This window comes from Sphingopyxis sp. Geo48, from assembly GCF_949769155.1.
Classification (GTDB): Bacteria; Pseudomonadota; Alphaproteobacteria; order Sphingomonadales; family Sphingomonadaceae; genus Sphingopyxis.
This window is the reverse complement of sequence record NZ_CATKPA010000003.1, coordinates 160,663-186,211: the sequence shown is the minus strand read 5'-3', so window position 1 is coordinate 186,211 and position 25,549 is coordinate 160,663. Positions and strand designations below refer to the sequence as shown.

Here is a 25,549-nt window from a genome sequence, read left to right as displayed (position 1 = left end):
TATGCGGCGCTTGATGGCGATAGCCCTGCCGTTGCTGCTGGCGGTGCCGGCGGTCGCGCAAGGGCAGGACGGCAGCGACGACACCGAAATCGGCAGCGGATTGGCGAGCTATTATGGCGACGAACTCGCTGGCAACCGCACCGCGAGCGGCGAGCGTTTCGACCCCGCCGGCTTCACGGCCGCGCACCGCACGCTCGCGTTCGGCAGCAAGGTGCGCGTCACCAACCTCGCCAACGGCAAGAGCGTCGTCGTGCGCGTCAACGATCGCGGCCCGTGGGGCGGCGGACGCGTGATCGACATCAGCCACGCCGCGGCGAAGGAAATCGGAATGCACCGCAGCGGCACCGCGCGCGTGAGCATGACGCTGGTCGACGGCGCCGACTAGGCCCGCCCGGCGTCAGCCGACGCTCGAATCGAACACCGACCAGCCCGCCGCATAGGCAAAATGTTCGAGCGCGATCGCGCCGACGAGCGACGTCCCGGCTTCGTTGAGGCCGGGCGACCACACCGCGATCGATCCCTGCCCCGGCGCGATGCAGAGGATGCCGCCGCCGACCCCGCTCTTGCCGGGCAGACCGACGCGGAAGGCGAATTCGCCCGAATTGTCATAGTGACCGCAGAGCATCATGATCGCATTGATCCGCCGTGCGCGGTGCGGCTCGATGATCTGCTCGCCGGTCAGCGGATCGCGGCCCTCCAGCGCAAGGAAAAGCCCCGCCTTCGCAAGCTGGCGGCAGGTCATCGCGATCGCGCACTGGCGGAAATAGACCCCGACCGCATCTTCGACCGGATGGCGCAGATTGTCGAACGCCCGCATGAAATAGCCGAGGCTGCGGTTGCGCGCGCCCGTCTGCGATTCGGAGGACGCGACCTCCAGGTCGATCGCGATGCTGGCGTCGCCGGCGCGGGCGCGCAGAAAGGCGAGGATTTCCTCGACCGTGGCATCGCCGTCGCGGCCGTCGATCAGCCGGTCGGTCGTCGCGATCGCGCCGGCGTTGATCAGCGGATTGCGCGGGATGCCGGCTTCGCTTTCGAGCTGGACGATCGAGTTGAACGCGCTGCCCGATGGCTCGCGCCCGACGCTGTCCCACAAGCTGCTTCCGACGCGGCGAAGCGCGAGCGCGAGCGTGAAGACCTTTGACACCGACTGGATCGAGAAGGGAATATCGGCATCGCCCGCGGTGTGAACCGTGCCGTCGGGAAGCGCGAGCGCGAAGCCGAAGCGGTCCGGATCGACCTTGGCGAGCGCCGGGATATAGTCGGCAACCTTGCCCTGCCCGCGGTGCCGCAGGGCGACGTTATAGGCTTCGGCGACGCAGCGGGCGAGATCGGTCATGCGCTTTTCCTAGCAACTTCATTCGCGATTGCATGTATTTTCATTTTTTGGCAAATATTATACATGGGTGAAATTAATTCACGACTCGGGAGACGAGACATGGCCGACCATCCGCGATCGAAGGGGCTTTCGAGCGCCGTCTGTTACAAGGACAGCAAGGCGGCGTTCCGCTGGCTGGAGGAGGCGTTCGGGTTCGAGCCCGTTTTCGTGCTGCTCGACGAGCAGGGCAATCTCGCGCACAGCGAGATGGAATATGGCGCGTCGACGATCATGGTCGGCAATGAATGGTCCGACGATCATCGCAGCCCCGCGAACCTCGGCGGCAAGAACACGCAGACGGTGCATGTCCAGCTGGGCGCGGGCGAGGATATCGACGCGCATTGCGAGCGCGCCCGCTCCGCGGGTGCCGACATCATCGCGCCGCCCGAGACGCAATTCTATGGCGACCGCACCTACCGCGCGAAGGATCCGGAGGGGCATATCTGGACCTTCGGCGTCACCGTCGAGGAAAAGACCTCGGACGAATGGGATGCCGAGGGCGGCTTCACGACGAAGACGCGGCTCGACGATTGAGCGCCGCGCTCGACCGGATGCTGGAGGCGCTCGCCGACCCGAAGCGGCGGCGCGCGATCGAACTGCTCGGCCAGCGGCCGCGGAGCGCGGGCGAACTGGCGAGCGAGCTCGGGCTCGCGCCGCCCGCAATGAGCCGCCATCTGCGCGCGCTGAAGGCGGGCGGACTCGTCGAGGACGGGCATCCCGACTTCGACGCGCGCGTGCGCATCTATTCGGTGAAAGACGGCGCGACCGACGAGCTCAAGCGGTGGCTCGCCGAGACCGAGGCGCTGTGGATGCACCAGCTTGGCGCGTTCAAGCATCACGTCGAGGACGGGAAATGAGCGCCGCCGTCATCGTCGCGCTGCGTGTCGGGGCCTCGCCGCGGGCGGCCTTCGACGCGTTCACCGACGGAATCGGCCGCTGGTGGAAGAGCCATCCGCTATTCCCGCTGTCGTCAAAGGGCGACGGGACGCTTCGTTTCGACCCTTCGGGGCCCGGCGGCCGGCTGGTGACGCGCTTTGACGATGGCGAAGAGTGGGAAATCGGCCCGGTGCGCCACTGGCTCCCCGGCGAGCGGCTCGCCTTCGGCTGGCGCGTGCCGAGCTTCGCACCCGACCAGGCGACCGAGGTCGAGGTGCGCTTCGAGGCGGTCGGCGCCGACACGCGGGTGACGGTCGAACATCGCGGCTGGGATGCGATCCCGCAAAAGCATGTCGCGCGGCACGGGTTCGAGCTGATGCTGTTCCAGCGGCGCCTCGGCGAGCATTGGCGCGGGTTGCTGAAAGGCATGAGCCAGAAGCTCTAGCAGGATGTCGGCTTTGGGGTGGATTCCAGCCTTTCAATTCTCGTCATGCTGAACTTGTTTCAGCATCCATGGACTTAGCGTTCGTCCGGCGCGGCGCTTAAGGAAATGGCGGACCACGGATCCTGAAACAAGTTCAGGATGACGACGCTAGAAATGTCAGCTTCCGGTCGTATGCGGTCATTCGTCATCCCGGACTTGATCCGGGATCCACCGCAGCGCTGAAGTCATGGACCCCGGATCAAGTCCGGGGTGACGATGATGGTTAGGGCGGCTTCCGGTCGAAACCGGTCATCGAAGCCAGATCGGCCGCAAATGTCCGCTTTCGGCCGACAGCCTTCCCGTGCGTAGCGGTGCGATAACTCAGTTCAGCGTGACGAAGCGCGCCATGTCGTCGCGCGTCAGATAGCGGACATCGTCGAACGGGGTGCTGTTGGTAAGCGCATAGAAGGCGCGTGCCTTGGCATCGTCCATGCCCATTTCGCGGTAATAGCTCAGATATTCGGCGTGGACGGGGTCGTTCGCGGGATAGTCGTTCGCCTCGCGGCCGGTGTCGTCGGCCCAGCTGTGGACGCCGAATTCGGCGTCGGGCGCGGCGCGGCGGGTGGCGCCGGCGAGCCAGAGTTCGACCGCACCCGAGCGGACCGAGCCGCCACTGGGAACGACGGTTTCCAGCCCCGCGCGGCGGACGGCGCGCGCGAGGATCAGATTCGCGTCCTCGTCGAGGCTGCCGGGGCAGTCGATCATTTCGAGGCGCTTGAGGTTCGGATAGGCCGCGAGCATCGCGGCGAACTGGCGCGGCGTCGCCGAGGTGACATCGCCCGCCATGCGGACGGTGGCGTCGTCGACCACCGCGAACGGGCCGAACTTCGCCCTGGCGTGGCCGAGCGCCCTGAGCGTGCCCGAAGGGGCGTAGCGGCGCGTGGCGCCAATCTCGGTGTCGGTATCGGCATCGTCGGCGATCGCTTCGTCGTCGAAGGGCGCGGCCTGTTCGTCGATAGTGTCGTCGTCGAAGCCGGTATCGGCGGCCTCATAAGTCCAGGTCACCGTCGTCGTGACGACGATCTGCTGCGCCTGCGCGGGGGCGAAGGCGAGGATCGCCGCCAGCGCGGCGACGATCAGGGTGCGGCAGAGAGCGGCCGGTGAAACCATGGCGCTGCTTTCGCGCGCGCGCGGCTTCCAAATGGCAAAGCAACAGAGTCAGCGCGGTGTTAACCGCATTGCGGGACGGATGGCGTCCTCCAGATTCCGCTCGTGTCGAGCGAAGTCGAGACACCGGGCAGCATGGCGCCATTCCGATAGGCCTCTCGGCTTCGCTCGATGCGAACGGGAGGTGATGGTTATTCGGCCTCGCAGAGCGCCTTCAATTGCTCGGCGACCGCGCCCCAGCCGGAGGTGAAGCCCATCTCCTCATGCTGTTTCTGCGCCTCGTCGGTCCAGTGACGCGCCCAAGCTGTATAGCGCGTGCCGCTGCCGTCGGGCGCGATCTCCCAGCCGCCGATCATGAAGGGCGTCGCGGGCGCCATCCGCCCGTCGGGTCCTATCATCACCGCGTCGGTCGATACGAAACGCACGCCGGGGACGACCTCAAGGAAGATGCCGTCGCTCGGATGCGCTTCGCCGTTCGGGCCGTGCATCGTCATCGCGGAGCGCCCGCCGGAGCGCCAGTCCTGCTCGATGATCTCGGTCGTCCACGGCTTCGGGCACCACCATTCGGTGATCCGGTTCGTCATCACATCCCACACTTTTTCGGGTGCGGCGTCGATATAGATGTCGACGGACAATTCGCGGGGTTCGGTCATCATGGTCTCCTGAGGGGAAGGTCAGTCGCGGTCGGGGGCGCCGAGCGGGAAATAATGGCGATAGGGACGGGCGCCATCGACCGCGCGCGCGACCGATGGATGCGCGAGCAGGCGGGCGCGATAGGCGCGCAGATTCTCGTACGTCTCGGGAATCTGGTGGACCCAGTCGGCATAGAAGAGCGACGGCGCTGCCGCGCAATCGGCGAGGGTGAAGCCATAGGGGGTCGCCCAGCCGCCGCCCGCGAGTTCCCTGTCGAGCCAGGCGTAGATGGTGTCGAGCTTGGCCTTCGCGCCGTCGACGATCGACTGCACATGACCGTCGGGGCCGCGGATCGCGTCGTTCACGACTTCCTGCATCTGGCCCATCACATGATTGTCGAAGATGCGGTCGAACAGCCGGACCTTCAGTGCGGCGTCGAAATCCTCGGGGATCAGCCGCGGTTCGGGAACGAGACGGTCGAGATATTCGATGATGATCGACGCCTCGAACCAGGGCTGGCCGTCGTGGACGATCAGCGGGAATTTGCCGATCGGCCAATGCGCGCGCAGTTCCGGCCCATGCTCGGGAAATTCGGGATCGACGTTGCGATATTCGAAATCGATGCCCTTTTCATAGAGCGCGATCTGCGACTTCCAGCTGTAGGAGGAGAAGGGGTGGCCATAGAAAATCAGCATCAGCGGGCGTCCTTGCGGGTCAGCCATGCGAGCGGCAGACCGATGAAGAAAATATGCGGAAAGAGCGCGACCGCGCCCTTGACGAGGTCGGCCGGCGGGAAAGGCGCGCCGAAACGGAGCGGCAGGACCATCGCGTTCATCACCAGATAAAGGCCGAAACCATAAAGAGTTCCGGTCAGCCACCACGGCTGACGCAGCGCGGGCATGCGGCGCGCCGAGAAGAACCAGAAGGCGACCATCGCGAACATGATGGCAAAATGCGTCGCAAGTCCCGCGAGCGCGCCGCCTAAGCCCCAGTCGCTCGCGCCGTCGCCGAACGGTCCCTTGGCGACGCCGCGGAGCATCTGGCCGGGATTGCTCCCCGCGAGCACGCTCCACACCGCCGCGTAGCAGATGTCGAGCGTGCCGCAGAGCAGCCAGGCGAAGAGGAGCGGGCTACGCCGCGCCAACCGCTTCGCCCCGGATCGCGGCCTCGATCGTGGCGACGTCGATCTTCTTCATCGTCATCATAGCCTCGAAAGCGCGCTTGGCGGCGGCCTGATCGCCGCTCGTCATCACGTCGGTCAGCGCGCGCGGGGTGATCTGCCACGAAATGCCCCATTTGTCCTTGCACCAGCCGCACATGCTTTCCTGCCCGCCGTTGCCGACGATCGCGTTCCACAGCCGGTCGGTTTCTTCCTGCGTGTCGGTGTGGACCTGGAAGGAAAAGGCCTCGCTATGCTTGAAGGTCGAGCCACCGTTGAGGCCGATGCACGGATAGCCGAGCACGGTGAAGTCGACGGTCAGCACATCGCCTTCCTTGCCGCTGGGGTTGTCGCCGGGGGCGCGGTGGATGCCGCCGACCGCGCTGTCGGGAAAGGTCGCGGCATAGAAGTTCGCGGCTTCCTCGGCGTCCTTGTCGTACCAGAGGCACAGCGTTGCTTTGTTCAACATCATTTCTCTCCTTTGATCGGCCCGCCGATCGACCAGAGATGGCCGAACGGATCCTTCACCTGGGCGTAACGGTCCCCCCAGAAAGCATCGTGCGGTTCGAGCGTCGACGACGCGCCCGCGTCCATCGCGCGCCGGTACCAGCTGTCGGTGTCGTCGACGTGGAGATGCAGCGTCACGCCGGTCGGCGCGGCCATCGCGTGGCCGGTATATTCGGGGAAATCGTCGTGCATCATCAGCGACGCGCCGTTGATCGTCAGATGCGCGTGCATCAGCCGCACGCCATCCTCGGCGGGCATCCGCATATTCTCGGTCGCGCCGAACGCCTTGGCGTAGAAGTCGATCGCTTCGCTGCCGCGCTTGTCGGGAATCGCGATATGCGGGGTCAGGCCGGTGGCCGGAGTCTGGGCGGGGTTTGCCATTGCTTTTCTCCCTATTTCTTCGGGCCGACGAGGCCGAACGCGGCGCCCTGCGGGTCGATGCCGTTCATCGCATATTCGCCGCCGGGGATTTCCATCGGGCCGTTGGTGACGGTGCCGCCGTTCGCGGTCACTGCCGCTTGCGCGCGGTCGATATCGTCGACGCCGATGTAAAAGCTCCACATCGATGCGGGCATGCCGGGCATCAGCGGCATCACCGCGCCGATCCCGACGTCGCCGCGCTGAAGGAAGCGATACGCGCCCATCTCGCCCATATCCATCGCGCCTTCCTGCCCCCAGCCGAAGTGGCGGGTGTAGAAGGCGGTCGCGCCGTCGGGATCGCTGGTCGCGAGCTCGTTCCAGCGGATGTGCTGCGCCTCGGTGACCGAAAAGAGGTCGCTCTCCATGCCTTCCATGCCCTCGGGAGGCTTGGGGGCCATGACATAGAAGGGCGCGCCCTGCGGATCGGTGACCATTGCGATGCGGCCGACCGGAATGTCCGACGGCGGCATCTGCACGCTGCCGCCGTCGGCCTTGATCGCGTCGACCGCGGCGTCGACGTCGGCGACGTGCAGATAGCCGATCCACAAGGGCCGCGCGCCGCCCGCGATCATGTCGGCATTCAGCGCGAGCACGCCGCCCGCGTTGCCGCCGTCGCTGCGGCCGATCATGCGGTAATCGATATCGCCGGCGGCGGGGTCACGCTCGGACGCGATCGTCCAGCCGACGACCGCGCCATAGAAGCGCGCCGCGCCCGCCGGGTCGGGGGTCATCAGTTCGTACCAGATGAAGTTCGATGCTTGCGTCATGATCGGGTTCCCTTTTTCCAAATGCGGCATCTTCTTGATCCTCCCTGCGGCAAAGCCGTGGGAGGGGGGTGCGGGGTTGGATTGCCCCGGCAGTCCAGGTCCAGTCCGGGGGGCTGGACGACCCAGCACTCCGCGGAGCGGATGGTGGAGGGGCTTGCGAGGCTTGCGCCGAAGCCCCTCCGTCAGCCCTGCGGGCTGCCACCTCCCCATCGCTTCGCGACAGGGAGGATTTGCTTCAGGCCATCACGATCGGCTCGAAACCGCCGTAGATCATGCGCTTGCCGTCGAAGGTCTGGTCGTTCGGATCATGCTGCATCCGTTCGTCCTTCATGAATTTTTCCCAGCCGGCGGTGCGCGTTTCCTTGTCGGGCCACTCGACCCAGCTGAAGACGACGGTTTCGCCGTCCTGCTTGTGCGCGGCGCGGTTGAAGTCGGTGACCTTGCCGTCGGACACATCGTCGCCCCACGCCTCGACCACGCGCGTCGCGCCATAGTCGCGGAACACCGCCGACGCCTTGTCGGCCATCGCGCGATAGGCATCCTTGTTGCCGTCGGGGACGGGCAAGACATACCCGTCGGCATAGCCGGTGGTGCCGGCAGCATGGTCGTCGACGATCGAGTCGAAGCCGCCGATGATCATCCGCTTGCCGTCGAACGGCATCTCGCCGCCCATCGCCGCCATGCGCGGATCATTCATCATCTTTGTCGTCGCGGCGTCGCGCGTCGCCTTGTCGGGATATTCGAACCAGCTGAAGACCACGGTCTCGTCGGGCTTGGCCTGCACGGCGCTCTTGAAGTCGTTGAGCTTGCCGTCAGGGACGTCGTCGCCCCAACATTCGACCATGCGCGCGACGCCGAATTCCTTGAACAGCGGCGCGGCGTCGGCGGCATGCTTGCGATAGGCTTCCTTGTTGGCGGTCGGCACCGCGAGCACAAATCCTTCTACATAGGTCATCTTGTCTCTCCTTAGGGGGGTGGGAGTTTTCAGGCCGCGGGTGGACCCGCTTCTTCGCTGAAGGCGTCGAGCTGCGCGGCGAGCGCGCGCTGGAAGGCGGGGCGCGCGAGGCAGCGATCGAGATAGGCTGCGACGCGCGGCTGTTCGGCGACCAGCCCGGCCTCGACCGCCTCGCGCAGCACGGTCGCCATCGCGATGTCGGCGACGGTGAATTCGCCGACGAGATAGGGCTCGTCGCCGATCGCGTCGTTCAGACGGCCAAGGCGGCCCTGGATGAATTCGATCAGGCTCGGGCGGCGAAGCTTCGCCCATTCCTCGTCCTTCGCGAACAGGTCGACATTGCCGAGTTCGAACAGCATCGGTTCGACGCTGTTATAGGCGGCGAACAGCCAGGCGAGCGTATTGGCGCGCTGCTGCGGATCGCGAGGCATCAGCCGCGCGTCCTTCTCCGCAAGATGGAGCAGGATCGCGCCGCTTTCGAACAGGCGGATGCCGCCGTCGTTAAGCACGGGCACCTGCCCCCACGGCTGGAAGAGGAAATGGTCGGCGGGGCGGTTGATCGCGCTGATCAGATGCTCGGCATAGTCGAGCCCGATTTCCTCGCACGCCCAGCGCGGGCGGAGGTCGCGGACGAAGCCGCGCGCGAAGTCGGGCACCCAGTCGAACGCGGTGACTTCAAGGCTGCTGTCGGGGTTCACCGGCATGGCTAGTTCCTCTTCCCTTTGATATAGGCGACGATCGACATCGCGTGGCCGTGGCCGAGGTCGAAATCCTGCTTCAGCCAGTCGATGACCGCGGTCGCCTTGACGCCGGGGGCGAGGCCGTTTGCATCGGCCAGCCCCTTTTCGGTGGCGATAGCTTTCAGATCTTCGGCCGATTTGCCGGTCTTCGCCTCCACATTGTCGAGATAGGCCTGGAAGCTCATGTGCCCGCTCCCGTCAGGCGGCGACTTCGGGGACGGGCGCTTCGCCGTTCGCGACGGCGGGGTCCATCCAGAAGGGGCCCCAGACATGGCCATCGGGGTCGAGGATATCACGGCCGTACATGAAGCCATGGTCCTGTACCGGGTTGATGTCGGCGGTGCCGCCGGCCCTTGCGGCGGCCTCGGCCATCGCATCGACCGCTTCGCGGCTGCCGAGCGCGAGCGCGAGCGACACCTCGCTCGACCCCGCCGGCGCGATCGGCCGGTCGGTGAAGCTCTTCCACTTGTCGTGGCTGAGGATCATCACGAAGATCGTGTCCGACCAGACCATTGCCGCGGCGGTGTCGTCGGTAAAGCGCGGCTCGTTGGTGAAGCCGAGCGCCTCGTAAAAGGCCTTCGACCTTTCGAGATCGGCGACGGGCAGGTTCACGAAGATCATCCTGGGGGTATCGGACATCGGCTCTCTCCTCAATCTCGCCCGAATAGCATCCGGACGTAACGCTTCAGATGGGTGACGGTCCCGCGCGCAATCGCCGGGTCGTTCGTGGTTTTCGCCAGGACGAAGGCGCCCTGCAGCACCGACTGGACATGCTGGGCGAGGCCGATCGCGGTGACGTCGTCGGGGACGCCATAGAGATCGATCGCCGCCTGGATGTCGGGGGCGAGCGCCTCGCAATAGGCGTTGATGCTGGCCTCGCACGCGGCGCGGATGCGGTCGCTCGTCGCATAGGCCTCCTGCACCATCGTGCCGACGAAGCAGGTATAGTCCTCGGTCGGGCCGTCGAGCATCGCCAGGCGAAAATCGATATGGCCGAGCAGGCGGTCGAGCGGATCGCCCAAGCGGTTGTGCGGGGCGAGTTCGAACATCGGCCGCGCGCGCTCGGTCCAGCCTTCGGCCGCGGCGACGCCCAGCGCTTCCTTCGATTCGAAGTGATGGAAGAAAGCGCCCTTGGTGACGCCCGCGACCGCGCAAATCTCGTCGACACTCGTCGCGGCATAGCCCTGCCGCCGCACCGTCGCGTGCGCGGCAGCGATCAGCGCGGCGCGCGCGCTGCCCCGCGGGGCGCGGGTCTTGCTGGCGGCGGGGGTTCGAGTCGTGGTCATGCGAATTGCCATACCGACCAGTTGGTATGTTGTCAAACGCCGATCGGCGAATTGCGCCAAGGCGGCGATAAATTGACTCGACCTTCCCGCGACTTGGCCTAAGAAGGCACGGGAACAAAGGGGGATCATGGTCGCAATCGTCTCAACCGTCGCCTATCTCGGCATCGATGCGCGCGGGGTCGAGGTGCAGTGCCAGATCACGCCCGGCATGCCGCGCTTCGTCGTGGTCGGCCTGCCCGACAAGGCGGTCGGCGAGAGCCGCGAGCGCGTGCGCGCGGCGATCGCCGCGATCGGCCTGTCGCTGCCGCCGAAGGTGATCACGGTGAACCTGTCGCCCGCCGACCTGCCGAAGGAAGGCTCGCACTACGACCTGCCGATCGCGCTCGCGCTGTTGGGCGCGATGGGGGTGATCGATGCCGAGACGCTGGCGGGCTATGTCGTCGTCGGCGAGCTCGGGCTCGACGGGCGGGTGGCGGCGTCGCCCGGCGTGCTGCTCGCCGCGATTCACGCGGGCAGCGTCGAGCGCGGACTGATCTGCCCGGCGGCGCAGGGACCCGAAGCAGCGTGGGCCGGAAGCGTCGAGGTGCTCGGGGCGCCCGACCTCCTGTCGCTGCTCGCGCATTTCAAGGGGCAGGCGATCCTGTCGCCGCCGGTGCCCGGCGAGGTCGAGGCCCCGGTGCGCGCCGCGGACCTTGCCCAGGTCAAGGGGCAAGAGACGGCGAAGCGCGCGCTTGAGATCGCGGCAGCGGGCGCGCATAATCTGCTGTTCAGCGGCCCGCCCGGATCGGGCAAGTCGCTGATGGCGGCGTGCATGCCGGGCATATTGCCCGAGCTGACCCCCGCCGAAGCGCTCGAAGTGTCGATGATCGCGTCGGTGGCGGGCAGCCTCGAGGGCGGGCGGCTCGTGCGCGCGCGCCCGTTCCGCGCGCCGCACCATTCGGCGTCGATGCCCGCGCTCGTCGGCGGTGGGCTGCGCGTCCGTCCAGGCGAGGTCAGCCTCGCGCATCTTGGCGTGCTGTTCCTCGACGAGCTGCCCGAATTCCAGCGCGGCGTCCTCGACAGCCTGCGCCAGCCGCTCGAAACCGGCGAGGTCAGCGTCGCGCGCGCCAATGCGCATGTGACCTTCCCGGCGCGCGTGCAGCTCGTCGCGGCGATGAACCCGTGCCGCTGCGGCCACCTCGGCGACCCCGCGCTCGCATGCAGCCGCGCGCCGCGCTGCGCCGCCGACTATCAGGCGAAGCTGTCGGGGCCGTTGCTCGACCGCATCGACCTGCATGTCGAGGTCGAGGCGGTGCGCGCCGCCGACCTCGTCCTGCCGCCCCCCGCCGAGGGCAGCGCCGAGGTCGCGGCGCGCGTCGCCGCGGCGCGCGATATCCAGACCGCGCGCTACGCCGATCACAAGGCGCGGACCAATGCCGAGATCGACGGCGAGCTGCTCGAAGCGGTCGCGACTCCCGACGAGCCCGGCCGGCAATTGCTCGCGCAGGCGGCCGAAGCGATGCGCTTGTCGGCGCGCGGCTACACGCGCATCCTGCGCGTCGCGCGGACGATCGCCGATCTGGCGGGAACGGAAAGCACCGGCCGCATCCACATCGCCGAGGCGCTGAGCTATCGGCGGCAGGCGCCACGGAACTGACGGATGGACGACGAGATTGCGTTCGAGGCCGAAGTGATCGAATGGCGCGGCCCCGCGCCTTATCTGTTCGCGGTCGTGCCCGACGCGCATGTCGCCGACATCCGCTATGCCGCGCTCACCGAAAGCTATGGCTGGGGGGTCGTGCCGGTGGTCGCGCGGGTCGGGTCGACCGAATTCACCACCTCGCTGTTCCCGCGCGACGGCGGCTATCTGGTGCCGGTCAAGGTCGCGGTGCAGCGCGCCGAAGCGATCGGTCGCGGCGACCGGATCGCGGTCCGGCTGCGCGTCGGGCGGCCGCGCGGCTGACGCCGGTAAAGATTTTCGAAGATTTTCATGCAATAGGAGGCACATGACTGCGGGGGGCAATCTGTGGACGATGCTGCGCGGCCGCCTTGTGCCGGGGCTGGCGATGCTCGTCTGCGCCCTGTCGGCGGCGCCGTCGCACGCCGAAACGCTCAAAGTGGGTGCCCCGCTTTGCCATGCGCAAAGCCCGCTCGCCCGGCCCGATGCCGGTCTTCGCTCGCTGGTCTTTTCCTGCGCCGGCTCGCCCGCCGGATACCATAAGGCGAGCCTCTGGCTGCGCGCCGCGCCGGAGCGCGGGCAGCGCTGGCGCGGCGATGCCGCCTTGATGATCCACCAGTCGCGCTTCGACCGGCTCGCGGTCGCCTTCACCTATGCCGACGGGCAGACCCGCTGGCAGCAGGTGCGGCAGGGCGACTATGGCTCGCACTGGCGCGCGGGCGGGCAGATATTGTTCGAGGCGCCCGAGCGGACGGTACCGCTGACCGCGGTGACAATGCGCTTCGACCGGCTGGCGAGCGTCGACCTGCTCCGCGCGCGCCTGATCCCGAAGGGGGACGCGATCGTCCAGTCGACCGGCATGGCGATCGCGATCGGCGCGGCGCTGACCCTGCTGCTCGTCAGCGGCATCTACAGCCTGTCGCTCGCGGTCGCGGTCCGCCGCTCCTATCTCGCGTGGCAGGCCGGCTGGTCGGCGACGATGCTGCTGTGGGGCGCGGTCTGGTCGCAGGCGCATCTCGGCCTGCTGCCGGGGCTCGCCGGCACCGCGTCGGCCAAGATCGGAACCTTCCTCGCCTGCCTCGCGATCGCTATCGCCACCGCCAGCGCCGTGCTCGCCATCGACGCGCGGCTCGTGGCGCGGCGCCTGCGACTGCCGGCGCTCGCGCTCGGCGGGTTCGTCGGCGTCGTCGGCGTGCCGCTGGCGCTGATCCGCAGCGAAAATCTGGCGTGGTGGGGCGATCTGCTGGGGCTGGTCATCCTCGCCGATCTCGCCGCCGTCGCCGCCTGCCTTGGTATCGCCTGGCGGCGCGGGTCGGTCGAGGCGCGCGATTTCCTCGCCGCCTGGTGCCTGCCGATGGCGGTGCTTGCCTTCATCCACATCGTCGATGTCGACGACAGCCTGTGGGGCGGCGGGTCGAAGGTCATGGTCCTGCTCGCCGCGACCTGGCAGGCGCTGTGGCTGTCGGCGTCGGCGACGCGGCGACTCTCGCAGCTGCGGATCGAGCGCGACCGCGCGCGCGCGGCGGAGGCCTTTGCGCAGCAGCTCGCGCGCCGCGATCCGCTGACCGGGCTGCTCAACCGCCGCGGCTTCGTCGAGAGCGTGACCCCGCTGCTCGACCGCGCGCACGCCGATGATCTGGCCGCCGCGCTGCTGGTTGTCGACATCGACCGTTTCAAATCGATCAACGACGTCCATGGCCATGACGCGGGCGACGCCGTGCTGTGCGAGGTCGCGCGCCGGATCGAGCGCTGGGAAGGGCCGATGTGCTCGGTCGCGCGGCTCGGCGGCGAGGAGTTCGGCCTGCTGACCGTGGGCATGGAAGGGATGGTGCTGGCGCGCTTTGCCGAGAGCGTGCGGCGCGGCATCGCCGCCTGCGACCACAGCGTCGTGATCGGCGAGGGGAGTGTGACCGCGAGCGTCGGCGTCGCCGAAGTGCGGCCCGCAAGCGATTTCCAGCAGCTCTACCGGCTCGCCGACGAAGCGCTGTACGACGCCAAGCGCAGCGGGCGCGACTGCGTCGTCATCCAGCGCTGCCTCAACGACCCGCCCGGCGAAGCGCCCGGCGAAGCGCCGGGCCGCGAGGCCGCGCTTTCGAGCTGAGACGCGGATCGCGCCGAAACGCCGTGTCGGGGACGTCATGTCGATCGCGGGGTGGCGCGACGGGGTTCGGTCATCGGCTCCCCTCGGTGCCGATCTGGATCGGATGACAGGAAGCGACCGTTATGTGCCCTTCGCTCCTCCCTGTGGCGCAGCCATGGGGAGGTGGCAGCGCGAAGCGCTGACGGAGGGGCAATGCCGCCACCGTCGCGGCCCCTCCACCACCGCCTAAGGCGGCGGTCCCCCTCCCCATCGCTGCGCGACAGGGAGGATCGCTCCATCATCGTCATCCCGGACTTGATCCGGGATCCAGCGCGGCGTTGAAGTCGTGGACCCCGGATCAAGTCCGGGGTGACGAATATTGGGATTCTACGCCATTTCGGACATTGGCGAGACCAGGTGGCGGCGCGCACGCTTGTACTGGAACGATCACCTCCTGCCCCCAACCAAAATTGGGCCCGAATAGCCGTGGCCCAAAAAAATATCGCCCGGCCTGCATCCGATTGGCGCCGCGACGCCGTCCAGTCGATGATCGGCGCGATGCCGGTCCTGGCGGCGGCTCCGCGCGGGCTCGGCTTGCGTTCCCCGGCGCAGCCGTCCCGCCTTGCCGGGAGCCGCCGCCTGTGGTTTCACACGCCCCGGGCGTGAAGGAGAAAGAGAATGAGCTATTTGCTTGCCGCCGCCGCCGCCACGGCCGCCGCGGTTCCCGCCGCGCCGGTGCCCGCCGCAAGCGTTACCGTGCCGGTCGCGCCGGGCGAGGTGATCAGCGCCGCCGACGTCGCCGCCTATATCGATCCGCGCGACATCGCCTCGTTCATGCCGCCGCCGCCGCCGACCACCGAGCTGGTTGCGGTAAGCGACAGCTTCTTCAACCTGCTCGAGAATATCACGATGGTGGCGCTGTTCGTGATCGGCTTTTTCCTGCTCGCGCGGCTGCTCCATGCGTGGATGCTGCACCGTTCGATCCGCCGCGCACTCGAGGCGAAGTCCGACGCGGCGCTGCCGATGATCGACAAGCTCAACAAACCCTACGAGCAGCTTGGCATCGGGTTCGGCAAGTCGGGCGACGCGCCCGGCGACGACCGCAACGGGCTGGTGCTGCTGGCGATCGGGCTTGCGATGGCGGGCTTCGGGCTGATCCAGGGGCATGAGCAGCTGATCCGCCTGTCGGCGGGCGCCGCGCTGTTCCCCGCCTTCGTCGGCGCCGCGCTGCTCTATCGCCGCCGCCTCGCGCGCGCGGCCGCCGCCGAGGAGCGCGGCGCTGCGTGACGGTGAAGTTGCCGCGGATGCCGATTGGGCGCTCAACCAGCGCGTTGCCGGGGGAGATCGCGCCGCTTTCCAGCTCCTCGTGCTGCGGCACGAGGGGCGATTGCGGAGCTTCCTGTCGCGCGTCGCGGGGAGCGATGCCGACGACCTGGCGCAGGAGGCGTTGGCGCGCGCCTGGACCCGCGCGCGCGATTATCGGGGGCAGGGCAGCTATGGCGCGTGGGTCATGGGGATCGGCTGGCGGCTGTTCCTCGACCAGCGTCGCACGGCGCGGCGGCGCGAGGGGCTGGCGGCCGGCGAAGATGTCCCGACGTCGAGCGATCCGCGGCCGGCAAGCGACGCCGCGATCGACGCCGAACGCCTGCTCGCCGGCTTGTCGCCGCAGGAACGCGCCGCGCTTACCCTGTGCTTCGGCCATGGCTGCTCGCACGGCGAGGCGGCCGAGATCATGGGGGTGCCGCTCGGTACGCTCAAATCGCTGGTCTTGCGCGGGCGCGCGAAGGCGCAGAAGATGATCGGCGAAGGAGGCGCATCATGACGCAGCCCGACGAGGCTTTCGATGCGATGCTGGGCGCGGTGCTGGCACCACCCGAGCGGCCGGGCGACCGCGCGTTTCTGGTCCGTGTCGAGCACCGGATCGACGCCGAGGCGGCGCTGGCGCGCGCCGAGCGCCGCTTCTGGAAGAGTTTCGGTTTCGAGGCGCTGGCGATCGGCGCGTTGCTCGCGGCGCTGTGGCTGCTGTCGTCGTCGGACCTGCTCGCGCCGCTCGCGGGGCCCGCGCACTGGGGCCTTGCGCCGCCGCTGCTGCTGGTCGTCGCGCTGTGGTTCGCGGGGACGCAGCGGCTGCGGCGGCTTTAAAGGCGATCGCGGGCTTCGCGCTTGGCAAGCGGCGCTAGGGCCGGTTGTCCTGGAGCGGTTCCTCGCCCTCGATTCCCTGATATTTGAGCTGGAGATAGCGTTCGCGCGTCGCGAGCTTGTCGAGTTCGCCCGCGGCGAGGCTGCGCGCAGCGTCGCCGATTTCGCGTTCGAGCATAGTGAGCCCGCCGACGAGCGTTTCGTCGGGGGTGCGCCCGGCATGCGCTTCCTTGCGGAGGCCCGCGGGAATGCGCTGGTAGCCCGCGACGAGTTCGGGCAGGTCTTCGCCGACGAGCTTGCGGATGTTCGCCGCCGCCGGGCTCGACGCGTCGAGCGTCTGGAGCTGCGGCGCGAGCAGGTCGAGCTGGACGCCGATGCCGTCGACGAGCTGGCGCGCCGGCGCGGGGAGTGCGGGGCGCTGCGCCTCGAGCCAGATCTCGGTGCGGCCCGCGAGCTGTCTGAGGTCGGCCTTGGGCAAGTCCTGCTGGCGCGGCTCGGGAAAGGGCGGCCATTTGCCGAACAGCACCGCGACGCCGATCAGCAGCACGAACAGCGCGAGCAGGCCGGTAAAGCCCAAAGGCTGGATCAGCGCGCCGAACAGCGCCGCGCCGATCAGCACGATGCCGCCCGCGACGAGGACGCGGCCGAGCTTCCTGTAAAGATGCTGGCGGCGCAACGCGACGCTCTTGGTGCCGATCGGGCGGCGCCGCTCGCGCGACCGTTCGATCGCCGAGGCGGCCGAGAGCCGGACCTGATCGACTTCGCTCATCGACATCGTCAGCCCTCGATCGCGGCGAGCGGGCTGCCCTCGCCGCCGACGCTCGCCTGCGCTTGCGATGCACCCTCGGCGCGCGCGATATAGCCTTTCGACTTGGCGACCTCGCCTTCGAGTGTGGTCACGGTCGTCTTCATCGTGTCGAGCGCCTTCAGCTTGAAGGTGTCGATCGCGTCCATCGTGTCGTAGATATTCTGGAACGCGCGCTGCAGCGTTTCCATCGGGATGGTGCTCGATGCCGCCTGCTCGTGGATGCGCGCCGTGTTGTCCTTCAGCATCTTCGACGTGCCGTCGATGATGTTCGCGGTCGTGGTGTTGAGCGCCGTGATTTGTTCGAGGACGAGTTTCTGGTTCGTCATCGCCTGCGCGACGGTGATCGCGGTCTTCAAGGCGCCGACGGTGGTCGTCGAGGCGCGGTCGACCCCCTTCACCAGCTCCACATTATTCTTTTTGACGAGGTCGAGCGCGAGATAGCCCTGCACCGTAACCGCCATCTGCGTGAGCAGATCCTGCGTGCGCTGGCGCGCGTAGAAAAGCGCGTTTTCGCGGATGATCTTCGCCTTGGCGGGATCGCTGCCGTCGAGCTCGGTCGCCTTCGCCTCTAGCCGCTCGTCGAGCGTCTTGGCGATGTGGATCATCTGTTCGAGCTTGCCCATCGATTCCCACATCTTGCGGCGCTCGACGTCGATCGCGGCATTGTCCATCAAGAGCTCGTCCTTGCCGTTCGACAAGGCGGTCAGGATGCCGCCGATATGTGTCTGCGCGCTGCGGTACTGCGCGAAATAATTGTTGATCTTGCTGCCGAAGATCTTGTCGAGGAAGCCGCGCTTGCTGAGCAGCTTGCCGTTCGCCGAGGGGTCGAGGCGTTCGACCGTGGTACGGAGTTCGATGAGGCTCTGGCCGATGTCGGTGTCGCGGTCCATCGCGCGGATCGGGCGGTCGAGGAACCGGTTGCTGTGGCTCGCCGCCTCCAGCATTTCCTTGCGGCCCATGTTGGTGATCTGGTCGACGCGCTTGCCAAATTCGGGCGAATTCTCGTCTTGCGCGACGAGGTCGTCGATGAAGCCGTCGACGCGCTCCTCGAGCTTCGATTTCTGTTCGCCCGACAGCGGGACAAGGCCCGCGGCCTTTTCGGGCGCGACGGCGGGGACGGGTTCGGGCGGCGTCAGCGTCAGTGTTTCGGGTGCGGTGGCCGTCGCGGTCTCTTCGCTCATTCCTGTTCCTTCCAACCCCTATGCCGCCAAACTATATGGCATGCAGTCCTGTGTTATTCAAGCACTACACCTCTTGGCGCCGCGCGAGCACGGGCGCGATCCACGCCGAGAGGATCAGCTGCGCCATATGATAGACGAGGATCGGGACCAGCACCATGCCGGCGGTCGCGGGCGGGAAGAGCGTCGCGGCGAGCGGGGCGCCGACCGCGATGCTCTTTTGCGCGCCGGAGAAAAGCAGGGTGATGCGGTCGGCACGGGCGAGCTTCAGCAGCCCGCCGAGCGCCCAGGCGCCGCCAAACGAGAGCGCGAGCAGCGCGGCGACGGCCGCGAACACGATGCCGATCTCGCGCCCGTCGAGCAGGCCCCAGATGCCCGCGACGACCGCGGCCGAGAAGGCGACATAGACGGCGATGGCGATCGCGGTGCGGTCCATGACAGTCGCGAGGCCGCGGTTCGCGAGCACCCACGGGCGCAGCCAGCGCTGGACGAGCTGGCCGGCGATGAAGGGGAGCAGCAGGATCGCGACGATGCGCAGCGCCCCTTGCCCGTGAATCGCACCCTCGGCGCCTGCAAGCGCGGCGAAAAGCAGCGGCGCGGCGGCGACGCCGGTGAGGTTGAGCAGCGCGGCGGCGACGACGCTGGCGGCGACATTTCCACCGGCGAGGCTCGATGCGGCGGTCGCCGACTGGACTGTCGAGGGCAGAATGCCGAGGAAGAGGAATCCCAATGCGAGGGTGGCGGGCAGGACGGGCGCGGTCGCCGCCTGCGCGGCGAGGCCGAGCAGCGCCATGACGCCGAAGCAGAAGGCGAGCGCGCTGCCCTGCAGCTTCCAGTTTCGGATGCCGTGGAGCACCTCGTCGCGCGGCAGGCGGACGCCGTTCAGGAAGAAAAGAAAGACGATCGCGGCGGTCGACAGCCCTCCCGCCACCGGCACCGCGGCGCCGCGCACCGGCAGCAGGCTGGCGAGCAGGATCGTCGCGAGCAGGACGGGGACGAAACGGTCGGGGAAGAGGCGCGAAAGCATCGGGGCCAGCGATGGCGCGATGCGGCGGGGTTGGCAAGGCTTGTGGCGCGCGCCCGTCGCGCGCGGCTTTGCCGATTGCCTGACCTTGTCCGCCGCACTAGACCATTGATCGGGTGCCCGAATGGAGGAATGCAGAGTGAGCGACGGCAGCGAAGCGACCGAAATCTACATCGGCCTCGGCGGCGGCGGAGCGCCCGACGGGCCACGCCAGTCGCTGGTGCTGAAGCGTGCGAACCGCCACGGGCTGATCGCGGGCGCGACCGGCACCGGCAAGACGGTGACCCTGCAGGACCTGGCCGAGGGCTTTTCGGCGGTCGGCGTGCCGGTGTTCGTCGCCGACGTGAAGGGCGACCTTGCCGGCATGGCGATGGCGGGCAGCCCGACATCGAAGATGCACGAGATTTTCGCCGCGCGCGCCGCCGAGATCGGCGACAGCGATTGGGCCTATCACGACAATCCGGTGATCTTCTGGGATCTGTTCGGCGAGCAGGGGCATCCCATTCGCACGACGATTTCGGAAATGGGACCGCTGCTGCTCGCGCGGCTGATGGGGCTCAACGAGGTGCAGGAAGGCGTACTCGCGATTGCCTTCCGCGTTGCCGACGAACAGAATCTGCTGCTGCTCGATCTGGGCGATTTGCAGGCGATGCTCGCCTGGTGCGCCGAGAATGCCGACGAACTGACGACCAAATATGGCAATGTGTCGAAGGCCACGGTCGGCACGATCCAGCGACAGTTGCTGACGCTCGAAAGCCAGGGCGGCGACCATTTCTTCGGCGAGCCCGCGCTCGACATCCAGGACATGATCCGCACCGACGAGAATGGCCGCGGCTACCTGAATATCCTCGCCGCCGACAAGCTGATGGCCAGCCCGAAGCTCTATGCGACCTTCCTGCTCTGGCTGCTGTCCGAAATGTTCGAGACGCTTCCCGAGGTCGGCGATCCCGACAAGCCGAAGCTCGTCTTCTTCTTCGACGAGGCGCATCTGCTGTTCGACGACGCGCCGCCCGCGCTGACCGAGAAGATCGAGCAGGTCGTGCGCCTGATCCGTTCGAAGGGCGTCGGGGTCTATTTCGTGACGCAGAACCCGATCGACGTGCCCGAGGATGTCGCGGCGCAGCTCGGCAACCGCGTCCAGCACGCGCTGCGCGCCTTCACCCCGCGCGACCAGAAGGCGGTCAAGGCAGCGGCCGACACCTTTCGCCCCAACCCCAAGGTGAATGTCGAGCGCGAGATCACCGAGTTGAAGGTCGGCGAGGCGCTCGTCTCGTTGCTGATGGCCGACGGTGCGCCCTCGCCGGTCGAGCGCACGCTGATCAAGCCGCCCTGCTCGCGCGCCGGCCCGCTCGACGCGAAGGAGCGCGCGATCATCCAGTCGATCTCGCCTGTTGCGGGCAAATATGACACGGCGGTCGACCGCGAAAGCGCCGAGGAACTGCTTGCCGCCAAGGCCGAGCAGGCGCAGGCGGCGGCGGTCGAGGCGAAAGCGCAGGCCGAGGCCGACAAGCAGGCCGCGATTGCCGCGAAGGAAGAGGCGAAGCGCAAGGCCGCCGAGGAGCGCGTGCGGCTGCAACAGGAAAAGGCGGCGGCGCGCGAGGCTGCGAAGCCGTCGATGGCCGACAAGATGATCCAGTCGGCGGCGCGGTCGGCGGCGACCAGCCTCGGCCGACAGGTCGCGGGCAAGTTCGGCGGGCAGCTGATGCGCGGCATTTTGGGCAGTCTGTTCAAATGAGCGAGGCGGCGGCGATGGAAGCGAGCCTGATCGCCGCCGCCGGCGCGGATATACGCCTGCCGCTGTTCGAGAGCTTCTTCGCGGCCTTTCCCGAGCGGCGCGCGAGCTTCATCTCGGTCGATGCCGCGTCGCGGCGAATGACCGACGAGACGTTCGAAATGATGCTGGGCCTCGCAAAGGGCGAGGCCTGGGTCTGGCCGCTGGTGACCGAACTGGTGTTCACGCACCGCAGCTATGGCGCGTTGCCGATCGCCGAATATGACGCCTTCATCGACATGACAGTCGAGGAGCTTGGCAGCGCGGCCGGGAGCGAATGGACCGCAGAGGCCGCCGCGGCATGGCTGCGCCACGCCGCGGCGCTGAAAGCCATGATCCGCAAGGCGCGCAGCGAATGGAAGAGCGCGATGCCCGCGGGAGCGCCGCAGCTCGCCGAATAGCGATTCCCGTCATCCGCGCGAAGGCGCGGATGACGGGATCGGCCACCCAACCCTAGTTGCCCTTCAGCCAAGCCGCGATTTCGCCCTTGATGCGCGGGCGGCTGGCGCCGCGTTCCTTCAGGCTGGCGATCGTCTTGTCATAGGGCTTGCGGGCGTCGGCGGGCAGCGGCGCCGCAATCGCTTCGAGCTTCGCGATCATCGCCGGGTCGTTCGACCAGGCGGCCAGCGCGGCGACGAAGCGCGCGCGCGACGCGGCGTCGATCAGCCCGTCGACCGCGGCGCGGTTCGCCTGCGCGAAGTCGACCGCCAGTTCGGGGTGGGTGCGCGCGACCGTGCTGATGATCGCGGCGCTGACGGTCTTGCCCGGCTCGTCGGTGAGCGCGAGCGCCAGTGCGCGCTTCGCGAGCGCGGGATCCTTGGCATTGCCGAGCCTCGTGTAGAAGGCGCTGCGTTCGACCGCCGATTTCGATGCTTTCGCCATCGCGCGCAGCTTGTCCCATTCGGCCGCACTGGCGTTGGCTGCGACGATGCCGATCCAGCGCGACTTCAGCGGGCCGTCGAGCGCGGCGGGATCGCGGTCGAGCCATGCGAAGCGGCGCCGCGCCTCCGCCAGCACCGCCGGGTCGCCCATCGCGCCGAGCGAATCGAGCAGGTCGGAGCGCAGGATCGCGTCGAGCGCCGGCTCGCCGGGACGCGGGTCGAAGCCGAGGCGCGCCATCGCGGGCGACAGCGCGGCGCTGGCGCGCGCGGCGACCTGTCCCCGCAGCGCGGGCTGGTCGTCGAAATAGTCGTAGAGGATTTCGTAGCGGCCGGCGGCTTCGGCGAGCACCTTCTGGTTGGCGTCCTTCGGCGTCGCTGCGAGCAGGCCGAGCGCGGCGCCCATCGGCTGGTAACCGGCGTTGGCGAGCGCGAAATTGTCGCCGAGCAGCCCGAGCTGGTCGATCGGGGCGAGCGCCGCGAACCGGCCGCGCAGGGCGGCGAGCGCCGCGGGCGAATAGAGGGTGCGATAATAGCCCGCCTGCCCGGCGTTGATCAGCACCGGTCCGCAGCCGGGCAAGGTCAGCGTACCGGCGCCGCCCGACACCACCTGCCGCGCGATCCCGCCCTCGCCCGCCTGCGCGAGCACGGGCACCTGCCAGCGGCGTCCCTGCGCCTCGATACTGTCCTTGCGGTCGCGCGAAAATTCGCCCTGCGTCAGCGCGACGGTCGTGGTGCCGCCCGTGCAGCTCACCGCGCCGACGCGGAGCAGCGGGATGCCGGGCTGCCCGGTGAAGTCGTGCGCGATCGCCGTCAGGCCCTTGGCGCCTGCGGCCTCGACCGCGTTCCACAGGTCATCGGTGCGCGTGTTCGCATATTTATGCTTCGCCATGTAGGCGCGGAGGCCATCGCGCCACACATTCTCGCCCGCATAGGATTCGAGCATCGTGATGACGGCTTCGCCCTTTTGATAGGTGATCGCGTCGAAAGCCTGATTGGTATCCTCGACGGTGCGGATCGTCTGGACGATCGGGTGCGTCGTCGCGAAGGCGTCGAGCCCCATCGCGCGCTCGCGCCCGCCGACGCGGTCCAGCAGCGGTTGCCAGTCGGGATGGAAGTGGTCGGTCGACTTGGTTTCCATCCAGCTCGCAAAGCCTTCGTTGAGCCAGAGGTCGTCCCACCATGCCATCGTGACGAGATCACCGAACCACTGGTGCGCGACCTCGTGCGATTGCGTCGTGTAGATTTCCTGCCGCGTCGCATCGCTGGTGATCTTCGGGTCGTCGAGCAGGATGCGTTCGAAGGTGAAGATCGCGCCCCAATTTTCCATCGCGCCGAAGAATTGCGACTGGCCGGGCCCCGCGACATTGTCGAGCTTGGGCAGCGGATAGGGCTGACCGAAATAGTCGCTGTAGTAGGTGAGCAGCGGGCCGAGGCTGTCGAGCGCAAAGCGCGCCTGCTCGCCCGAGCCCTTTGGCGAGACGATGCCGACCTCGGCGCCGCTTTCGCTCTTCGCCGCGAGGCGTTCGAACTGGCCCGTCGCGAAGAAGAGGAGGTAGGACGACATTTTGGGCGAGGTCTGGAACACCACCTTTTTCCGCCCGCCTTGGGCCGGGGTTTCGCTTGCCACCGGCATGTTGCTGACCGCGAGGTCGCCCTCGGGCACGGTCACCGCGAGGTCGAAGGTCGCCTTGTAGCTCGGCTCGTCGAAGCTGGGGACGAAGCGGCGCGCGTCGGGCGCCTCGAACTGGGTGAAGAGCCCGCGCACCTCCCTGCCCGTCGCCTTGTCGGGATAGTCGAGCGCGAAGAGCCCGTTCGCCTGCGTGTTGATGACGCCGGTGTAGGCGGTGGTCAGGCGATAGCGGCCGGGCGCGAGCGGCGCGGGGGCAGTGAAGGTCGCGGTCTGCGCCGCGGCATCGGTCGCGACGGTCAGCGGAACCGCCTTGCCGTCGGCGCCGGTGAGCGTCGCGCCGGCGAAGGCGAGGTCGAGCGCGTTGAGCGTCAGCGTCGCCGACGCTTCATAGAGCTCGATGTCGATCGCGGCCTCGCCGGCGAAGGTCAACGCCTGCGCATCGGGGGTCACGCTGATCGCATAATGCAGTGGGCGCGCGATTCGGGGCAGCTGGCTGGGGACGCTGGCGTCGAGCGGGGCGCCGGTGAAGGCGGGCGCGGCGGCGACTGGCGCGGCGGGGGCGATTCCAGGCTGCGCGGCGCAGGCGGCAAGCCCGAGCGACGAGACGGCGGCGACGAGCAGATGGCGAGTCGGATATTTTTTCATGATGGCGATCCCCGATATGGTTTGCGCGCGCCTAAGCCCACGCCCCGCTTTGCGCAAAGACAAGTTTCGGTGGATTCGCGACAAGTCTCGACAGACGACAGGAGTTGGGGCAGTTTTGGTTTCATGACAAAACCTATATTGCCCGGAGAGGTATCCGCCGCCGTCGTCAACCCGGTTGCCTATGGCGATTGGGAACCCCTTCACGAGCAGCTCGCGTGGGCGCGCGCCAACGCGCCGCTCGCGGTGGCCGAAAACCCCGATCACGATCCCTTCTGGCTGGTGACGCGGCACGCCGACATCATGGCGATCAGCCGCGATCCGCAGCGCTTTGCGAACGGCATCCGCCCGACCGTGCTCACCAACCGCGACGGCGAAGCCCTGGCGCGCGCCGCGACGCCCAACAATGACGGCCACCTCATTCGTTCGCTGGTGCAGATGGATGCGCCCGACCATATGAAATACCGCCTGCTGACGCAGAGCTGGTTCATGCCGAAGAATCTGAAGATCGTCGAAGACCGCATCCGCCTTATCGCGCGCGAGACGGTCGACCGGATGCTGGAGGCAGGCGGCGAGACCGATTTTGCCCGCGACGTCGCGGCGCATTATCCGCTGCGCGTGATCATGGATATTCTGGGCGTTCCGCCCGAGGACGAGCCGCGGATGCTGATGCTGACGCAGCAATTGTTCGGATCGACCGATCCCGAACTCAACCGCAACAAGGTCGAGATCACCAGCGCCGAGCAGGCGATCGCGATGCTGCATTATGTGATCGCCGATTTCGAGACCTATTTCCGCGAACTCACGGCCGACCGCCGGACGAATCCGCGCCAGGATATCGCGACGGTGATCGCCAACGCGATGGTCGGCGGCGAGCAGATCCCCGACCGCGAGCTCGCCGGCTATTATATGATCATCGCGACCGCGGGGCACGACACGACGAGCGCCTCGACCGCGGGGGCGATCATGGAGCTGGCGAAGAACCCGGCGCTCTTCGAACGCTTTCGCGATGCCGGGACCGACAAGGCGGGGCTGATCGAGGAAGCGATCCGCTGGACGACCCCGGTGCAGCATTTCATGCGCAGCGCCCGCGAGGACGTCGAGATCGGCGGGCAGACGATCCCTGAAGGCGACTGGCTGATGCTGAGCTATGTCTCGGGCAACCGCGACGAGGAGGTTTTCGCCGATCCCTTCACCTTCGACCCCGACCGCGACAAGAACCCGCAGATCGCCTTCGGCTTCGGCGCGCATGTCTGCCTCGGCCAGCATCTCGCGCGGATGGAAATGCGGATTATGATGGAGGAGCTGTTGCCGCGGCTGAGAAGGCTGGAACTGGCGGGCGAGCCGGCGCGGGTCGAATCGGTGTTCGTCGGCGGGCTGAAGCGGCTGCCGATCCGGTTCGAGGCGGCTTAGACGGAGCGTCGGCGGGT

The 25,549-nt window shown here is 67.8% G+C and carries 30 protein-coding genes; 13 read left to right on the top strand and 17 right to left on the bottom strand.

What is annotated here, in order from left to right; translation table 11 throughout:
- Position 1 precedes the first annotated feature (1 nt).
- Entirely contained in the window at positions 2–385 is a 384-nt protein-coding gene (locus tag QOL79_RS12415) for a septal ring lytic transglycosylase RlpA family protein (RefSeq protein ID WP_058456518.1), read from the top strand.
- Between the two features lie 12 nt (positions 386–397).
- Here QOL79_RS12415 and QOL79_RS12410 read toward each other — a convergent pair whose 3' ends face one another.
- Positions 398–1,336 (bottom strand): glutaminase, encoded by a 939-nt coding sequence (locus tag QOL79_RS12410; RefSeq protein WP_283419796.1) that lies wholly within the window; start codon positions 1,334–1,336, stop codon positions 398–400.
- 99 nt (positions 1,337–1,435) lie between these two features.
- On the opposite strand from QOL79_RS12410, the gene QOL79_RS12405 reads away from it, so the two are divergent.
- Genes QOL79_RS12405 through QOL79_RS12395 form a run of 3 tightly spaced genes read left to right on the top strand, consistent with a single transcriptional unit; the run spans position 1,436 to position 2,696 of the window.
- Complete coding sequence (locus tag QOL79_RS12405; RefSeq protein WP_283419795.1) at positions 1,436–1,909, top strand: VOC family protein; 474 nt, start codon at positions 1,436–1,438, stop codon at positions 1,907–1,909.
- Positions 1,906–2,232 (top strand): ArsR/SmtB family transcription factor, encoded by a 327-nt coding sequence (locus QOL79_RS12400; protein WP_283419794.1) that lies wholly within the window; start codon positions 1,906–1,908, stop codon positions 2,230–2,232. The genes QOL79_RS12405 and QOL79_RS12400 overlap by 4 nt, the downstream gene beginning before the upstream one ends.
- Complete coding sequence (locus QOL79_RS12395) at positions 2,229–2,696, top strand: SRPBCC domain-containing protein (protein ID WP_283419793.1); 468 nt, start codon at positions 2,229–2,231, stop codon at positions 2,694–2,696. The genes QOL79_RS12400 and QOL79_RS12395 overlap by 4 nt, the downstream gene beginning before the upstream one ends.
- Positions 2,697–3,056: 360 nt before the next feature.
- Here the strand turns inward: QOL79_RS12395 and QOL79_RS12390 are convergent, their stop codons facing one another.
- From QOL79_RS12390 to QOL79_RS12330, 12 genes are all read right to left on the bottom strand, one after another.
- Positions 3,057–3,845 carry a COG3904 family protein gene (locus QOL79_RS12390; protein WP_283419792.1) on the bottom strand — a complete coding sequence of 263 codons (789 nt, stop codon included), beginning with the start codon at positions 3,843–3,845 and terminating at the stop codon, positions 3,057–3,059.
- Between the two features lie 188 nt (positions 3,846–4,033).
- Positions 4,034–4,498 (bottom strand): SRPBCC domain-containing protein, encoded by a 465-nt coding sequence (locus tag QOL79_RS12385; RefSeq protein ID WP_502957490.1) that lies wholly within the window; start codon positions 4,496–4,498, stop codon positions 4,034–4,036.
- Between the two features lie 18 nt (positions 4,499–4,516).
- Positions 4,517–5,170, bottom strand: a complete 654-nt coding sequence (locus QOL79_RS12380; RefSeq protein WP_283419791.1) for a glutathione S-transferase family protein — start codon at positions 5,168–5,170, stop codon at positions 4,517–4,519.
- Entirely contained in the window at positions 5,170–5,619 is a 450-nt protein-coding gene (locus tag QOL79_RS12375; RefSeq protein WP_283419790.1) for a hypothetical protein, read from the bottom strand. Before QOL79_RS12375 ends, QOL79_RS12380 begins: the two co-directional genes overlap by 1 nt.
- Positions 5,606–6,103 (bottom strand): VOC family protein, encoded by a 498-nt coding sequence (locus QOL79_RS12370; RefSeq protein ID WP_283420012.1) that lies wholly within the window; start codon positions 6,101–6,103, stop codon positions 5,606–5,608. Before QOL79_RS12370 ends, QOL79_RS12375 begins: the two co-directional genes overlap by 14 nt.
- Positions 6,103–6,522, bottom strand: coding sequence for a VOC family protein (locus QOL79_RS12365; RefSeq protein WP_283419789.1), 420 nt, complete (start codon positions 6,520–6,522; stop codon positions 6,103–6,105). Before QOL79_RS12365 ends, QOL79_RS12370 begins: the two co-directional genes overlap by 1 nt.
- Positions 6,523–6,533: 11 nt before the next feature.
- Entirely contained in the window at positions 6,534–7,328 is a 795-nt protein-coding gene (locus tag QOL79_RS12360) for a VOC family protein (RefSeq protein ID WP_283419788.1), read from the bottom strand.
- Positions 7,329–7,563: 235 nt separating this feature from the next.
- Positions 7,564–8,283: a DUF1428 domain-containing protein gene (locus QOL79_RS19605; protein WP_502957489.1), complete on the bottom strand. Its 720-nt coding sequence runs from the start codon at positions 8,281–8,283 to the stop codon at positions 7,564–7,566.
- 29 nt (positions 8,284–8,312) lie between these two features.
- A complete protein-coding gene (locus QOL79_RS12345) occupies positions 8,313–8,987 on the bottom strand; it encodes a glutathione S-transferase family protein (RefSeq protein WP_283419787.1) in 675 nt (224 codons plus the stop codon).
- Positions 8,988–8,989: 2 nt separating this feature from the next.
- The gene (locus QOL79_RS12340; RefSeq protein ID WP_283419786.1) at positions 8,990–9,208 is read right to left on the bottom strand and encodes a DUF4287 domain-containing protein; all 219 of its coding nucleotides are present in this window, start codon (positions 9,206–9,208) and stop codon (positions 8,990–8,992) included.
- A 13-nt stretch (positions 9,209–9,221) separates the two neighbouring features.
- Positions 9,222–9,662 (bottom strand): VOC family protein, encoded by a 441-nt coding sequence (locus QOL79_RS12335; protein ID WP_283419785.1) that lies wholly within the window; start codon positions 9,660–9,662, stop codon positions 9,222–9,224.
- A gap of 11 nt (positions 9,663–9,673) precedes the next feature.
- Positions 9,674–10,309 carry a TetR/AcrR family transcriptional regulator gene (locus QOL79_RS12330; RefSeq protein WP_283419784.1) on the bottom strand — a complete coding sequence of 212 codons (636 nt, stop codon included), beginning with the start codon at positions 10,307–10,309 and terminating at the stop codon, positions 9,674–9,676.
- 127 nt (positions 10,310–10,436) lie between these two features.
- Between QOL79_RS12330 and QOL79_RS12325 the strand changes: the two genes are divergently transcribed.
- The 6 genes from QOL79_RS12325 to QOL79_RS12300 all read left to right on the top strand — a co-directional run bounded on the left by QOL79_RS12325 (position 10,437) and on the right by QOL79_RS12300 (position 16,188).
- Positions 10,437–11,945, top strand: coding sequence for a YifB family Mg chelatase-like AAA ATPase (locus QOL79_RS12325; RefSeq protein ID WP_283419783.1), 1,509 nt, complete (start codon positions 10,437–10,439; stop codon positions 11,943–11,945).
- Positions 11,946–11,948: 3 nt separating this feature from the next.
- The gene (locus QOL79_RS12320) at positions 11,949–12,251 is read left to right on the top strand and encodes a DUF1905 domain-containing protein (protein ID WP_283419782.1); all 303 of its coding nucleotides are present in this window, start codon (positions 11,949–11,951) and stop codon (positions 12,249–12,251) included.
- A gap of 43 nt (positions 12,252–12,294) precedes the next feature.
- Complete coding sequence (locus tag QOL79_RS12315; protein WP_283419781.1) at positions 12,295–14,067, top strand: sensor domain-containing diguanylate cyclase; 1,773 nt, start codon at positions 12,295–12,297, stop codon at positions 14,065–14,067.
- Between the two features lie 657 nt (positions 14,068–14,724).
- Positions 14,725–15,333, top strand: coding sequence for a hypothetical protein (locus QOL79_RS12310; protein WP_058457413.1), 609 nt, complete (start codon positions 14,725–14,727; stop codon positions 15,331–15,333).
- Positions 15,281–15,868, top strand: coding sequence for an RNA polymerase sigma factor (locus QOL79_RS12305; RefSeq protein ID WP_349306420.1), 588 nt, complete (start codon positions 15,281–15,283; stop codon positions 15,866–15,868). Before QOL79_RS12310 ends, QOL79_RS12305 begins: the two co-directional genes overlap by 53 nt.
- Positions 15,865–16,188 (top strand): hypothetical protein, encoded by a 324-nt coding sequence (locus tag QOL79_RS12300; protein WP_283419780.1) that lies wholly within the window; start codon positions 15,865–15,867, stop codon positions 16,186–16,188. The genes QOL79_RS12305 and QOL79_RS12300 overlap by 4 nt, the downstream gene beginning before the upstream one ends.
- Before the next feature lie 34 nt (positions 16,189–16,222).
- Here QOL79_RS12300 and QOL79_RS12295 read toward each other — a convergent pair whose 3' ends face one another.
- The 3 genes from QOL79_RS12295 to QOL79_RS12285 form a co-directional block, all read right to left on the bottom strand.
- Positions 16,223–16,960, bottom strand: a complete 738-nt coding sequence (locus tag QOL79_RS12295; protein ID WP_283419779.1) for a hypothetical protein — start codon at positions 16,958–16,960, stop codon at positions 16,223–16,225.
- Positions 16,961–16,962: 2 nt separating this feature from the next.
- Positions 16,963–18,174, bottom strand: a complete 1,212-nt coding sequence (locus QOL79_RS12290; RefSeq protein ID WP_283419778.1) for a toxic anion resistance protein — start codon at positions 18,172–18,174, stop codon at positions 16,963–16,965.
- Between the two features lie 64 nt (positions 18,175–18,238).
- The gene (locus tag QOL79_RS12285) at positions 18,239–19,198 is read right to left on the bottom strand and encodes a bile acid:sodium symporter family protein (RefSeq protein ID WP_283419777.1); all 960 of its coding nucleotides are present in this window, start codon (positions 19,196–19,198) and stop codon (positions 18,239–18,241) included.
- 136 nt (positions 19,199–19,334) lie between these two features.
- On the opposite strand from QOL79_RS12285, the gene QOL79_RS12280 reads away from it, so the two are divergent.
- The gene (locus tag QOL79_RS12280; RefSeq protein ID WP_502957488.1) at positions 19,335–20,930 is read left to right on the top strand and encodes a helicase HerA-like domain-containing protein; all 1,596 of its coding nucleotides are present in this window, start codon (positions 19,335–19,337) and stop codon (positions 20,928–20,930) included.
- A complete protein-coding gene (locus QOL79_RS12275) occupies positions 20,927–21,367 on the top strand; it encodes a hypothetical protein (RefSeq protein ID WP_283419776.1) in 441 nt (146 codons plus the stop codon). Before QOL79_RS12280 ends, QOL79_RS12275 begins: the two co-directional genes overlap by 4 nt.
- Before the next feature lie 52 nt (positions 21,368–21,419).
- Here the strand turns inward: QOL79_RS12275 and QOL79_RS12270 are convergent, their stop codons facing one another.
- Complete coding sequence (locus QOL79_RS12270) at positions 21,420–24,122, bottom strand: M1 family metallopeptidase (RefSeq protein ID WP_283419775.1); 2,703 nt, start codon at positions 24,120–24,122, stop codon at positions 21,420–21,422.
- 123 nt (positions 24,123–24,245) lie between these two features.
- On the opposite strand from QOL79_RS12270, the gene QOL79_RS12265 reads away from it, so the two are divergent.
- On the top strand, positions 24,246–25,532 hold the full coding sequence (locus QOL79_RS12265) for a cytochrome P450 (RefSeq protein ID WP_283419774.1): 1,287 nt from the start codon (positions 24,246–24,248) through the stop codon (positions 25,530–25,532).
- The last annotated feature ends 17 nt before the right edge of the window (positions 25,533–25,549 follow it).